Origin of the sequence: Shewanella corallii (genome assembly GCF_023349125.1) — a bacterium.
Lineage (GTDB): Bacteria > Pseudomonadota > Gammaproteobacteria > Enterobacterales > Shewanellaceae > Shewanella > Shewanella corallii.
This window is the reverse complement of sequence record NZ_JAKIKT010000011.1, coordinates 38955-51892: the sequence shown is the minus strand read 5'-3', so window position 1 is coordinate 51892 and position 12938 is coordinate 38955. Positions and strand designations below refer to the sequence as shown.

Annotated in this window: 11 protein-coding genes and 1 riboswitch; of the genes, 2 read left to right on the top strand and 9 right to left on the bottom strand. The window is 53.2% G+C overall.

Annotation, left to right across the window (positions count from 1 at the left end; genetic code table 11):
* Positions 1-72: 72 nt before the first annotated feature.
* The 8 genes from L2725_RS20565 to moaA all read right to left on the bottom strand — a co-directional run bounded on the left by L2725_RS20565 (position 73) and on the right by moaA (position 5405).
* Positions 73-1170, bottom strand: coding sequence for an ABC transporter ATP-binding protein (locus L2725_RS20565; RefSeq protein WP_249250680.1), 1098 nt, complete (start codon positions 1168-1170; stop codon positions 73-75).
* The gene (modB, locus tag L2725_RS20560; protein WP_249250679.1) at positions 1160-1831 is read right to left on the bottom strand and encodes a molybdate ABC transporter permease subunit; all 672 of its coding nucleotides are present in this window, start codon (positions 1829-1831) and stop codon (positions 1160-1162) included. The genes L2725_RS20565 and modB overlap by 11 nt, the downstream gene beginning before the upstream one ends.
* 11 nt (positions 1832-1842) lie before the next feature.
* Entirely contained in the window at positions 1843-2607 is a 765-nt protein-coding gene (gene modA / locus L2725_RS20555) for a molybdate ABC transporter substrate-binding protein (RefSeq protein ID WP_428985309.1), read from the bottom strand.
* Between the two features lie 42 nt (positions 2608-2649).
* A complete protein-coding gene (moaE, locus tag L2725_RS20550) occupies positions 2650-3099 on the bottom strand; it encodes a molybdopterin synthase catalytic subunit MoaE (RefSeq protein WP_115139148.1) in 450 nt (149 codons plus the stop codon).
* 1 nt (position 3100) lies between these two features.
* The gene (gene moaD, locus L2725_RS20545; protein ID WP_115139149.1) at positions 3101-3352 is read right to left on the bottom strand and encodes a molybdopterin synthase sulfur carrier subunit; all 252 of its coding nucleotides are present in this window, start codon (positions 3350-3352) and stop codon (positions 3101-3103) included.
* Positions 3353-3356: 4 nt separating this feature from the next.
* Positions 3357-3833, bottom strand: coding sequence for a cyclic pyranopterin monophosphate synthase MoaC (moaC, locus tag L2725_RS20540; protein ID WP_248937519.1), 477 nt, complete (start codon positions 3831-3833; stop codon positions 3357-3359).
* Between the two features lie 16 nt (positions 3834-3849).
* Positions 3850-4371, bottom strand: a complete 522-nt coding sequence (gene moaB / locus L2725_RS20535) for a molybdenum cofactor biosynthesis protein B (RefSeq protein ID WP_248937518.1) — start codon at positions 4369-4371, stop codon at positions 3850-3852.
* 53 nt (positions 4372-4424) lie between these two features.
* Positions 4425-5405 carry a GTP 3',8-cyclase MoaA gene (moaA, locus tag L2725_RS20530; protein WP_248937517.1) on the bottom strand — a complete coding sequence of 327 codons (981 nt, stop codon included), beginning with the start codon at positions 5403-5405 and terminating at the stop codon, positions 4425-4427.
* Positions 5393-5527, bottom strand: a riboswitch (molybdenum cofactor riboswitch). It overlaps the preceding gene by 13 nt.
* A 251-nt stretch (positions 5528-5778) precedes the next feature.
* Between moaA and L2725_RS20525 the strand changes: the two genes are divergently transcribed.
* Complete coding sequence (locus tag L2725_RS20525; RefSeq protein ID WP_249250678.1) at positions 5779-7428, top strand: electron transfer flavoprotein-ubiquinone oxidoreductase; 1650 nt, start codon at positions 5779-5781, stop codon at positions 7426-7428.
* A gap of 74 nt (positions 7429-7502) precedes the next feature.
* Here the strand turns inward: L2725_RS20525 and L2725_RS20520 are convergent, their stop codons facing one another.
* Positions 7503-8588, bottom strand: coding sequence for a response regulator (locus L2725_RS20520; RefSeq protein WP_249250677.1), 1086 nt, complete (start codon positions 8586-8588; stop codon positions 7503-7505).
* A 150-nt stretch (positions 8589-8738) separates the two neighbouring features.
* Here L2725_RS20520 and L2725_RS20515 point away from each other — a divergent pair, with 150 nt between their 5' ends.
* A complete protein-coding gene (locus tag L2725_RS20515) occupies positions 8739-12929 on the top strand; it encodes a response regulator (RefSeq protein ID WP_249250676.1) in 4191 nt (1396 codons plus the stop codon).
* The last annotated feature ends 9 nt before the right edge of the window (positions 12930-12938 follow it).

Genomic DNA, 12938 nt, shown 5'->3' with positions numbered 1-12938 from the left:
GCTCAGAGCCACTGAAGCTGCCGTGAATCGCGGATTAAGTTTCGCTAATGTTAATGGTAAGGAACCAAATGCTTAGCAAGGTTCGAGGATATGAATTTGGTCAGATTTCAGCGCGACTGTAGTACGCACACCTTCCGCCAGCGCCAGCTTGGTAGCCAGGTGCAACGGCACTTCGGTATTCAATTGCCCCTCAATCCCCACCACATTACAGATAAGCCGCACGGTTTCACCCATCACCAGCATGGAGTCAATAATCACATCCAGCTTGTTGAAGCTGCGACATAAACGGCCACTGGCAATAGCGTTAAAGCGGATGCCCTGATTGGGGATAACCCAACGCACCTTACTGCCAATATCCAAACTGCCGCCATAATCGCTGGCGATCAGTATCTCGCCCATCTTCAGCCAGGTAATGCCCTGCTCTTCATCCTGAGCCACCACATGGGCATTAAACAGATTACGCAGGCCCATCTGTCGGGCAACGGCTTCATTACGGGGACGGGCAAGCACCTCATGGGGTTTGCCCTGTTGCAGCATTTTACCCTGACTGATCAGTATCATGCGGTCAGCCAGCAGCAGCGCCTCGTTAAGATCATGGGTCACCATAATCACAGGCACAGCCAACTGAGATTTCAATCTGGCCAGTTCCAGATACAGGCGCTCCCGGGTTTCTCTGTCTACTGCGGAGAAAGGCTCATCCAGCAGCAGAATCGAGGGTTCCCGCGCCAATGCACGCGCCAGCGCCACACGCTGTTTTTGGCCACCGGACAGCTGGGATGGCAAACGGTCCGGCATCCCCTGCAGGTTCACCCGCTCCAGCCAGTCCAGTGCTCTGGGCACTCTCTCATCCAGAGGGATATGATCCAGCGCGCTGACCACGTTTTGCAGCGCAGTCAGATTGGGGAACAGGCCGAAGTGCTGGGGTACATAGCCAATGTGTCTGGCCTGAGGCGACAAACAGGTACCGTTATTGTCGAACCAGACAGTATCGCCACTGCGGATCTCACCCTGAGTGGGTTTGCCCAGACCGGCTATCATTCGCAGCAAAGTGGTTTTACCGCCACCGGAAGGCCCCACTACAGCCAGCACTTCACCGGCATGGCAGGTGAAATCAGCATTCAGCGGGATTGGCAGGGTTTGATTAACCCGGCAATGCAGATCAACGGCCATGCTGACCTCCCAAACGACGGGTGAAACTGGTCGTCAGGGCCAATGCAGTAATCGCGAACAGCAGCAGCACCAGCGACATGGTACCGGCAGCATTGAAGTCAAACGCCTGTACACTGTCGTAAATAGCAATGGAGATAGTCTTGGTTTCGCCGGCAATATTACCGCCCATCATCAACACCACGCCAAACTCCCCCAGCACATGGGAGAAACAGAGCACAACCGCGGTCAGGACACCTGGCCATACCATGGGCAGTTCAATCCGCCACAGTGAGGTCCAGCGGTTCATACCGCAACAGGCAGCGGCATCCCGCACATCCTGGGGAATGGTTTCAAAAGCGCGCTGAATCGGCTGCACTGCAAAGGGAATATTGACGATAACTGACGCCACCACCAGACCGGAAAAATGGAACACCAGCTGCTGACCAAACAGGCTTTCAATCAACTGTCCCAGCCAGCTTTGACTGCCCAGTCCGACTAAAAGGTAATAACCAATTACAGTGGGAGGCAGCACCAGAGGCACCATGATCAGGGCCTCAACCCAGGACTTACCCCGGAACTGACCATAGGCCAGCGCCCTGCCGGTAAGAACCGCCATAGGGATCAAAACAATAACTGTGATGGCACTCAGCTTGACGGACAACCACAGGGCTTCCCAATCCATAGTCCAGTTTCCTATTCAGCCGGCAGACCGAATCCGTAGTTGAGGAATACCTGCCTGGCCCTGTCGGACTGCAGATACTGATAGAAAGATTGCGCCACTTCTCCGGCATTGGGCAGCAGCACCATATCCTGAGCCAGACTGCCGTGGAATTCATTCGGCAACTCAATATAGTTGGCGCGGGCCATAAACTGCGGCGCTTTTACCAGCGACAAAGGCACTATGCCGCCCTGCGTTGAACCACTGATAGCGAACTGCGCCGCCTGAGAGGCATTTTCACCATAGATGAGTTTGGGCTCGGCTTGCTGCCACAGGCTGAAGTGCTCAAGGTACTCTTTGGCACGCTCTCCATAGGGGGCATGTTCAGGGTTGGCGATGGCAAAGCGCTTAATTTTTCCCGCCACCAGCATGGCCTTAAGGCCATTAAGCTCTGTATCCAGGGTCAGTGGCGAGTTTTTCGGTGCCGCCAGAGCCAACCGACCGACGGCGTATTCCACCGGCTCAGCGCTCACCAGACCGTCCGCCGTCAGTTGATGGATATACTTCTCATCCGCCGACATAAACAGCTGAAACGGTGCACCATTTTTAATCTGGGCAACAAAGTTGCCGGAGGAACCATAGGAGATTCTGACCCTGTGTCCCGTGTCACGGGTAAAGCCTTTGGCGATGTCGTCGAGGGCAAACTTGATATTGGCTGCAGCAGCAATCGCCGGAGTATCAGCAAAGGCCGGTACCATCAGCGTTGGCAGCAATATCCCCAGCCCCAAAGAGATGGACATCAGGAATCGCGACAGCGACCGGGTCAGGATTTTCACAGCAGATTACTCCTGTTCCCACATTTTGGCAGCCTGCTCGTCGGAGTCACGGGCTTCCACCCAGTGCTCACCCTGCTCACCGGCTTCCAGTTTCCAGAAAGGTGCCTTGGTTTTAAGGAAATCGATCAGGAACTCACAGGCAGCAAAAGCAGCCTTGCGGTGGGCACTGGATACGCCAATAAAGACGATCTGCTCACCCAGAGCCATAGTCCCCACACGGTGGATAATGGTGACATGGTTCAGGGGCCAGCGCTCGCGGGCCTCAGCCTCAATCTGCTCCAGCACAGACTCTGTCATGCCCGGATAGTGCTCCAGGGTCAGGTCGGTCACACTGCTGCCGTCGTTGAAATCACGCACTTTACCCACGAAGGTCACAACAGCGCCGTCACTGTGGTCGACGGCAATTCTGGCGTACTCGGTTGGTACGTCGAAATCCTGAGTCTGAACCCGAATCATATTAACCTCCGGTAACCGGTGGGAAGAAGGCCACTTCGTCGCCATCTTTGACACCAGCTTCCCAGTTGCTGATGGTCTGATTCACCGCCACCAGCAGCTTATCGTTGGCCATCACCCGGCCCCACTTCTCGTCCTGTGCCGCCAGATGGGCGCGCAGGGCTTCAGTAGTGGTCAGGCTTTCATCGAAGGCCACTTCAACTTTGGCCGTGCCCAGAAGCTCACGAACCTGAGCAAAAAACAGTACATTAATCATCTTATTACACCTTGAAGTGACCGGATTTTCCGCCACGCTTCTCCAGCAGGCGAACCTGGGTAATCACCATATCTTTCTGCACCGCCTTACACATGTCATAGATGGTCAGGGCTGCAGCAGAGGCCGCTGTCAGGGCCTCCATCTCTACGCCTGTCTTACCGGACAGCTTGCACAGAGAGGTAATGCGCACACGGTTATGTTCAACCTGAGGCTCAAGCTCTACCTCAACCTTGGTCAGCATCAATGGGTGACACAGAGGAATAAGGTCTGAGGTTTTCTTGGCGGCCTGAATACCTGCGATACGGGCAGTGGCGAACACATCACCCTTGTGGTGACTGCCGCTCATAATCATTGCCAGCGTATCCGGCGCCATTTCGATAAAAGCCTCGGCACGGGCTTCGCGCTCGGTAACCTGTTTGTCGGTCACATCAACCATGTGAGCGTTGCCGTCGGCATTGATATGGGTAAAAGCCTGGGTCATGGGAAATCCTTAACGTTTATTCTGCCACCGACTTCAGGTGAGGCACGAAATTACAGGGTCTGTGGCGTGCGTCCAGCTGCTCGGCCAGAATCTTCCAGCCAGTGCGGCAGGCGCCGGTTGAACCGGGCAGACAAAATATTGCTGTGCCATTGGCCATGCCACCCAGGGCACGAGACTGCACAGTGGAGCTGCCCAGCTCCAGAAAACTTAAATGACGAAACAGTTCGCCGAAACCTTCAATGCTGCGGTCAAACAACACGCTCACGGCTTCCGGGGTATTGTCCCTTTTGGTGAAACCTGTGCCACCGGTTGAGATCACAACCTGCACATTCTCATCGGCAATCCACTGAGAGATCACGCTGCGGATAAGGTACTTGTCATCTTTGATCAATTTGCGGTCCACCAGCTTGTGGCCGGCTTCAGTCAGTGCATCTTCCAGAAACTGACCAGAGGTATCATTGTCAAAGGTACGGGTATCCGACAGGGTCAGCACGGCAATATTCAGCGGCTGAAACTGGCTTTGAGTACAGTGTCCCATAAAGCTTCCAACTTAAATTGTTCAAACGCGATGGCGCATCGCTGGCGGCAATATCAGCCGCCAATCGATGCCAGATGCTGGGTTACCCCGGTCACACCCTGGTGCAGATAGTGGGTTTCTTTCTTGTTGTGCAGCTGCTGATGCAGCCGCTCAATCAACTCACCCTGTTGCTCAGGGGACTGCAGCAGATCCCTCAGGTCGACACCTGACTCGGTAAACAGGCACAGGTGCAGCTTACCCTTGGCGGATACCCGCAGTCGGTTACAACTGGCGCAGAAGTTCTGCTCATAGGGCATGATCAGACCGATACGCCCCTGGTAATCAGGGTGGCTGAAGTTTTGTGCCGGACCATCTTCACTGCTGCTGATATCTTTGCTCCAACCGCTTTGCAGCAGTTGCGCACGAATATCGGCACCCGCCAGATGGTGGGCCTTGAAGTAATCATGACCAAGACCGGTTTCCATCAGCTCGATAAATCTCAGGTCGATTGGCGTGCCCTTAATCCAGTTAAGGAAAGCAGGCAGATCTTTGTCATTGAGATCTTTCAGCAGAACCGCATTCACCTTTACCCGCTCGAAACCGGCTTCCAGCGCCGCATCGATTCCCCGCATCACCTCATCGAACTTGTTCTCGCCGGTGATCTGGTAAAACATGCGCGGGTCCAGGCTATCCACAGAGACATTGATACGGCGCAGGCCTGCGTCGTACCACTCTTTGGCGTGCTGGGCCAGGCGATAACCATTGGTAGTAGTCGCCACAGTGCGAATATCCTGATGGTCTGCCACCAGACGCACTATGTCAGTGAAGTCTTTGCGCAGGGTTGGCTCACCGCCGGTAATACGTACCTTGCGGGTACCCACTTTGGCGAAGGCACTGATCAGGTTTTCAATCTCATTGAGATTAAGAAACTTGGGCTTACCGTCCGGACGATAGCCGTCAGGCAGACAGTAGCTGCATTTGAAATTACACACATCGGTAACCGACATGCGCAAATATTGAAATTTGCGACCGAAGTCGTCTTGAAGCAGGGACATGATCACCTTTCCAAACACGGGAGGCGAAGTCATTTCTTTCTTCACCCCGGTGGCTTTTTCACCACGGCTAACAACCCGTATCATGTGGACGTAGGGTTAGAAGCTCGGAGAACCGTCAATACCGCATTATATGCTCAAAAATCGTCGAATTAACACCTGAATTGCCGCTAATTCATCCAGGCGTTAACCTTTGCGTGAACTATTTGTGACACTGGTCACCCATAAAAAATAAATATTGAACCATGCCGCACATTATCTCTCGCTGGGACACAGTACGAATTTGGGGTATGGTGGACAAAAAATCTCAACCCCGTCCAATAAAACAACAAAAACAATTGGAAAATCACCGGGACAACAAAAGGAGTGAGGGAGAATGGAACGCGAATTTATGGAGTTTGATGTTGTCATCGTGGGCGCAGGTCCGGCCGGCCTGGCCACCGCTTGCCGCCTGATGCAGATTTCCAGGGATTCAGGCAAAGAACTGACGGTATGCGTGGTAGAAAAAGGCTCCGAAGTGGGTGCCCATATTCTGTCCGGTGCCGTGTTCGAGCCCAAAGTACTGACCGAACTCTTCCCTGACTGGCAGGAGCGTGGAGCCCCACTGCATACCCCTGTCAGCCACGATGAAATTTATCTGTTTAAGTCTGAAAGTGACTCAAAGCTGATGCCCGAGTCGCTGACGCCCAGAAGTATGCACAATCAGGGCAACTATATTATCAGCGTGGGTAACCTGTGCCGCTGGCTCGCCGAACAGGCTGAAGAGATGGGCGTTGAAATCTTCCCCGGCTTTGCCGCCAGTGAAATGCTGTACCACGAAGATGGCAGCGTCAAAGGCATACTGATTGGCGATATGGGCATAGGTGCCGATGGTCAACCAAAAGATGGCCATATGCCGGGTATGGAACTGCACGCCAAGTACACTGTGTTGTCTGAAGGGTGTCACGGCCATCTGGGCAAACAGCTGATTGAACAATTCCACCTGGATAACGGCAAATCACCTCAACACTATGGCCTGGGCTTTAAAGAGTTGTGGACAGTACCGGATGAGCTTCACCAGCCTGGCAAGGTGGTCCACAGTGGGGGCTGGCCACTGAATCAAGGCGCATCGGGCGGTGGCTTCCTCTATCATTTGGAGAACAATCAAGTAGTAGTAGGCCTGATTGTTGACCTTAACTACTCAAACCCACACCTGAGCCCCTTTGATGAGTTCCAACGCTTCAAGACCCATCCTGTGATTGCCACCAATCTGGCCGGTGGTGAAAGGGTTACCTATGGTGCTCGCGCCATTGCCAAGGGCGGCCTGAACTCACTGCCCAAGATGAGCTTCCCCGGTGGCCTGATGATCGGCTGCGACGCCGGTACCCTGAACTTCGCCAAGATTAAAGGCACCCACACAGCGATTAAGAGTGGCATGCTGGCAGCGGATACGCTGGGCGAAGCTCTGATGGCTGGCGTAGAGGGCGGCAAAGATCTGAACTGCTTCCAGGACAGGTTTGAGCAATCCTGGCTCCATGAGGAGCTTTACCGCTCCCGCAACTTTGGCCCGGCCATGCACAAGTTCGGCACCTTGCTGGGTGGCGCGTTCAACTATGTGGACCAAAACTGGTTTGGCGGCAAATTCCCTGTCACCTTGCGGGATGACAAGCCGGACTATGCCCAGATGGCGGCCGCCAGCGACTATCCAAAGATTGAGTATCCCAAGCCGGACGGCAAACTCACCTTCGACAAACTCTCTTCTGTCTATCTGTCCAACACCTATCACGAGGAAGACCAGCCCTGTCATCTCAAGCTGACCGACCCTAATATTCCGGTGCAGGTGAATCTGATCAAATATGATGAGCCGGCCCAGCGTTACTGCCCTGCAGGAGTATATGAGATTGTTGAGGATGAAGGTCAGCCAAAGTTTGTGATTAACAGTCAGAACTGCATCCACTGTAAAACCTGTGATATCAAGGACCCAAGTCAAAACATCACCTGGGTCACCCCTGAGGGTGGCGGCGGCCCCAACTATCCGAATATGTAATCCTGTTTCAGGGCAGGACCACTGAAACGTAAAAAGCCGGGCGGTGCCCGGCTTTTTAATAACATGTTGACCAGTCAGTCTTTGTACTTCTCGGCGATCTCCATAAACTGATGTTCAATTTCAAAGAAGGCATCGATCAGGTCCGGGTCGAAGTGACTGCCGCGCCCTTCGCGGATAATTTCCAGCGCCTTGTCATGGGGCATGGCATCCTTGTATACACGCTTACTGATCAGCGCGTCGTACACATCGGCAATCGCCATCAAGCGGGCCGACAATGGAATATCCTCACCGCTCAAACCATTGGGATAACCACTGCCATCCCACTTTTCATGGTGATAGTGGGCAATATCCTTGGCTGCGGTCAAAAAGGAATCCTCCGTACCTATCTCCTGCTCCGCCATCTCCAGCGCATGGAACCCAAGGTAGGCGTGCCCCTTCATGATTTCGAACTCTTCAGCGGTCAGCTTGCCCGGTTTTAGCAGCACGTTGTCGGCGATACCCACTTTACCCACATCATGCAAAGGCGCAGACTTAAAAAAGGCATCAATGATTTCCGGGGTCAACTCATCACAAAATCTGGGGTGATCCTTCACTTTCTCAGCCAACAACTTCACATACCACTGGGTGCGGCGAATATGGTAACCGGTTTCCTGATCCCGGGTTTCGGCCAGACTGGCCAGCGCCGAGATAGTCACATCCTGCACTTCGCTGACCTGCTTCATCCGCTTGCGAACTTCCGCTTCAAGGAAGGAGTTCTGATCTTTCAGAAAATCCTGAGACGCTTTTACCTGCAGATGCGTACGCACCCGGGCCAGCACCACGGGCGGACTCACCGGCTTGGCAATGTAGTCGCTGGCCCCCAAATCAAAGCCGTACTGCTCATCCCTGCTTGAGTCTTTGGCGGTAAGAAAAATCACCGGAATATCAGAATACTTACTATCTGCCTTAAGGCGGCGGCAGACCTCATAGCCATCCATCATTGGCATAACAACATCGAGCAATATGATATCTATGGGCGTTTTTTCCACTATCTCCAGTGCGCGCTCGCCATTGTTGGCGGCTTTGACCTGATAACTGTCCTTCAGCAAGCCATTCAGCAGCTGCAGGTTTTCAGGTGCATCGTCCACGATCAACACGTTCGATTTTGTTTTAGTTTCCACTGTGTTGTCCTCTTTGCCCGGTTATGGGCCATTTGCCACAAAAAACTCCCCTGTGACCTACACTTAATCTGGTCGGCAAGTGCATGCCATAAATTAAATCTAGTCGGTGTCAGCAAAAATAGGCAACTCAGGCGATAACAGGACAACACAATGAGCTCGATTCGGATTATTTTCCTTGTTCTCTTTTCAGTGATCACCCTGTTGATGATCACGATGGGCATATTGTTCGTGCAAATTGAGGAACAAAGCAGGAACCTTGATCAGCGTATGTTGCTGACCCAGGAGCGCATCTTGTTGGCGCAGGAGTTAAAGCAGAGCTCAGACAATCTGACTAAATTCGCCAGAGCCTATGCAGCCACAGGTAATCCCAAGTGGAAACAACTGTTTAACCAGGTCCTCGCGGTACGCAATGGCGCTTCACCTGTACCGGATGGCCATCAGTTTGAATACTGGGACAGGGTTGCCATGCCCTCTGAAATACTGCGCCCGGGCAACAACCCGGATAAACGCTATGCCTCGTTGCTTGAGCGCATGTCTGAGTCCGGCATTAATGAGATGGAACTGGGCCTGCTGCGCCAGGCACTGGCCTACTCAGATAACCTGGTCAATCTGGAGCGCCAGGCGTTCGATGCCGTGGAAGGATTGGAGCGCAACAAGAAAGGGATACTTAAGGTCTCACCAGACCAACAAAAAGCACTGGATCTGCTGTTTGGAAACAGTTACTTCCAGGAAAAAGGGCGCATTATGAGCCCGATTGGCGACTTCTACCGTAACGTCAGCGACAGAGCCACCAGCGAATGGCAGGCCTCCAGTGATCAACTGCATACCCTTAACTATCTGCAGATGTGGATCTTCTCTATTACCCTGCTCGCTCTGGTCAGTTGCTTTTTCTTCCTGTGGCGCTGGTATCTGTCACCGGCAGACAGAATGCAGAAGCGTCTGGTGAACCAGGTCGCCAAACGCGACTATGAGTTCCAGCTCAGAGAGAACAACAAGGGTGCCTTTACCCCCCAGGCCAAAGCACTCAACCTGATTTTCAGCGAAGTCAGCAACCAGCTGAAATCCAACGCCTCCATTAAAGAGTTCACCGATGTGATGCGTGACAGTGAGAACGGTGAAGATTTCGGTCGTTGCATTATCGACTTCCTGGCCAGTCGCTTCCAGCTGCCTTTGATTGGCCTGTACACCTATGACAACGACCAATTGGTTCGTATTTCCGGCTTTGGCTACAGCGAAGACGCCTCCAAAGAACTGACTGCAGCAGACAGTATCCAGATGAGTCTGCTCTACTCCAAAAAGCACTTCGCCCTGCGTGACCTGGGTGACAAGTACAAGATCCCTCTGGTCAGCGGCGAGCTGACTTTGTGCGAGTTGCACTTCTTCCCTCTGCAGGTGAATGAAAGGGTCATCGGCTTGCTGGAGTTGGGAACCGCCTCGCCACTGCAGGATGCCAGTCTGGATTGGCTGGGGCTTATCCGCTCTGATCTGGCCATCAACCTTGAGCTGACCCGTAACGCCGAACAACAAGCTAAGGCTGAGCGTCAGATTGCTGAACAACTCGAATTTAACCAGCAGGTACTCAATGCGATTCCAAGCCCCATGTACTTCCGGGATGCGGAAGGCAAGTACCTGGGTGTGAACAATGGCTTCAGTGACTTTATCGGTATGTTTGAAACCGACATTCTGCAAACCAAGCCTGAGGATCACTTCCCTGCCGATATCGCAGCTATCTTCGACAATGCCGAAAAAGCCCTGATGGACTCTCCCGGCGCCACCCAGTACGAATTAAACCTCAAGAATGCTGAAGATCAGCAACGTCATATCAGTATTTATGAGGCGACCTACTACTCCAGCAAAGGCGCGCCAAAAGGTATTGTGGGTCTGTTTGTAGATGTTACCGAACAGAAAGACCTGGAGCTTGAGCTGCGCTCCGCCAAAGATGCCGCCGATGATGCCTCCAAGGCCAAGGGTGAGTTCCTGGCCAATATGAGTCACGAAATCCGTACTCCAATGAATGCCATTATCGGTATGGCTCACCTGGCCATGAACTCAGGCCTGAACGACAAACAACAGCACTATGTCACCAAGATAGATAATGCCGCCAAGTCCTTGTTGGGCATCATCAATGACATCCTCGACTTCTCCAAAGTGGAAGCGGGCAAACTGTCAGTGGAGAACATCGACTTCCTGCTGGATGAGGTGCTGGACAACCTCGCCAATGTGATTGGTATCAAGGCTGACGAGAAAGGACTGGAGTTCCTGTTTGATATCGAACCCAACCTGCCTACTGCTCTGGTGGGTGACCCTCTGCGTCTCGCCCAGGTGCTGATCAACCTGTGTGGTAACTCCATCAAGTTTACCGAGAAGGGCGAAGTGATTGTCCGGGTCAAACAGACCGAACAGTTCGACGACGGCATCATGTTGCAGGTGGAGATCCAGGATTCAGGTATTGGCATGTCAGAAGAGCAACTGGGCCGCCTGTTCAAATCCTTCTCCCAGGCTGATGGCTCTATTACCCGCAAATACGGCGGCACAGGTTTGGGCCTGACCATCTCCAAGAGTCTGGTGGAGCTTATGGGTGGCCGTATCTGGGTGACCAGCGAGCCGGGTAAAGGCTCGATCTTCGGCTTTACCATCAAGGCGGGTCTGCAGGATGCCAAGGCCAAGCGCTTCTACCAGCCCCAGGCCGATATGAATAACAAGCGCATTCTGGTCGTGGACGACAATGATGCCGCCCGCGAAATTATGCTGGGATTACTTGAAGCCATGACCTTCAGGGTCACCACTGTCAGCACAGGCTTTGAGGCGATTTCCGCGGTCAGCAAGGCCGAATCCGATGGTGACCCCTATGAAGTGATCTTTATGGATTGGATGCTACCGGGTATGGATGGCATAGAGACGACTCGTCAGCTCAGAGAGAAACAGCTGGCCTCAGCACCTAAGGTGATTATGGTCACCGCCTACGGCCGCGAGATAGGCCTGAGTGGCGAAAACGAGAAACTGTTCGACGGTCTGGTGATCAAGCCGGTGAATCCATCGCTGATCTTCGACTCCATCATGAATGCCTTCGGTATTCAGCGGGAAACCACCCTGCCCAGCCACAGGATCAAGAAGGACGCCGACGGCAGCGCCATGAAGGATGCGCGGTTGTTGCTGGTTGAAGACAATGAAACCAATCAGGAAGTGGCCAAAGGTATTCTCGAGCCTTATGGACCGGTAGTAATTGTCGCCAACAACGGCCAGGAAGCACTGGATGCACTGGCCAAAGAGAAGTTCGATCTGGTGCTGATGGATATGCAGATGCCAGTGATGGACGGTATCACTGCCACCAAAGAGATCCGTAAAGATCCAACTTTGCATAAGCTGCCGGTGCTGGCCATGACAGCTAACGCCATGGATCAGGATGTAGAAACCTGTTTGAAAGCGGGGATGAACGACCATATCGGTAAGCCGATCAATGTCGATGAACTGGTCTCCAAAATCTGCCGCTGGCTGGATACAGATGACAACCAACCGGGCCCTGATAAACCCGGCACTGACAAACAGGAATCCAGTAATGTTATCGAGCTGGAGCCTGAAGCGGTACAGGAGGAGCAGCCAGCTCAAAACACCGCGCCGGAGCCGGTTGCCCAGCAGCCAGCCAAGGCAGAGCCAGCCCCTGAGCCCGTATCAAAGCCAAAACCCGCTGAAGCCCCTGCGACTGAACCCAGTGGCAGCGCCAATACCCAGGGTGACTATCAGGCCCAGGTGCTGGATGTGGATGATGGCCTGGGAAGACTTGGGGGTAACCAAAAGCTCTACTGGCAGATCACCGATTCCTTCTTGCAAAGCCGTAAACAGGAACTGGATACCCTTAGAAATGCACTGGAAGAGGCCGACTATGATTATCTGCGCCTTGCAGGGCATACCATTAAAGGCGCCGCAGCCAATATCTCCGCAGACAGGCTGTCACAGCTGGGACGCCAGCTGGAAACCAATGGTGCCAACAAGGAGCTGCCCGACGCCGACTTTATTGACACCCTGCGGGATCTGATGGAAAGACTGGAGCAGGATATTGTCCATCTTGGCCCACAGAAAGATGCACAGGAGCAGACTCCAAGAGAGGTCCGCCCCTATGATGCCGACGAGTTTATGATGGAGCTGCAACAACTCTCTATGCTACTGCAGAATTTTGATACCCAGGCCATAGACTTTATCGACCTGCTGAAGCAAAACGCCGATGCCCTGGATCACCTGGGCATAGACTTCAGTCTGGTTGAATCAGCGATTAACGAGTTTGACTTTACCAAGGCACAGACCGAGCTGGATAAACTCATCACCCAAAGTAAAACCGGTACCTAATTGCAGATG

What these genes read in the sequence shown, in the direction of transcription:
- L2725_RS20565 (WP_249250680.1), bottom strand. Translation starts at nt 1,170, where the DNA reads ATGGCCGTTGATCTGCATTGCCGGGTTAATCAAACCCTGCCAATCCCG.
- modB (WP_249250679.1), bottom strand. Translation starts at nt 1,831, where the DNA reads ATGGATTGGGAAGCCCTGTGGTTGTCCGTCAAGCTGAGTGCCATCACA.
- modA (WP_428985309.1), bottom strand. Translation starts at nt 2,607, where the DNA reads ATGTCCATCTCTTTGGGGCTGGGGATATTGCTGCCAACGCTGATGGTA.
- moaE (WP_115139148.1), bottom strand. Translation starts at nt 3,099, where the DNA reads ATGATTCGGGTTCAGACTCAGGATTTCGACGTACCAACCGAGTACGCC.
- moaD (WP_115139149.1), bottom strand. Translation starts at nt 3,352, where the DNA reads ATGATTAATGTACTGTTTTTTGCTCAGGTTCGTGAGCTTCTGGGCACG.
- moaC (WP_248937519.1), bottom strand. Translation starts at nt 3,833, where the DNA reads ATGACCCAGGCTTTTACCCATATCAATGCCGACGGCAACGCTCACATG.
- moaB (WP_248937518.1), bottom strand. Translation starts at nt 4,371, where the DNA reads ATGGGACACTGTACTCAAAGCCAGTTTCAGCCGCTGAATATTGCCGTG.
- moaA (WP_248937517.1), bottom strand. Translation starts at nt 5,405, where the DNA reads ATGTCCCTGCTTCAAGACGACTTCGGTCGCAAATTTCAATATTTGCGC.
- L2725_RS20525 (WP_249250678.1), top strand. Translation starts at nt 5,779, where the DNA reads ATGGAACGCGAATTTATGGAGTTTGATGTTGTCATCGTGGGCGCAGGT.
- L2725_RS20515 (WP_249250676.1), top strand. Translation starts at nt 8,739, where the DNA reads ATGAGCTCGATTCGGATTATTTTCCTTGTTCTCTTTTCAGTGATCACC.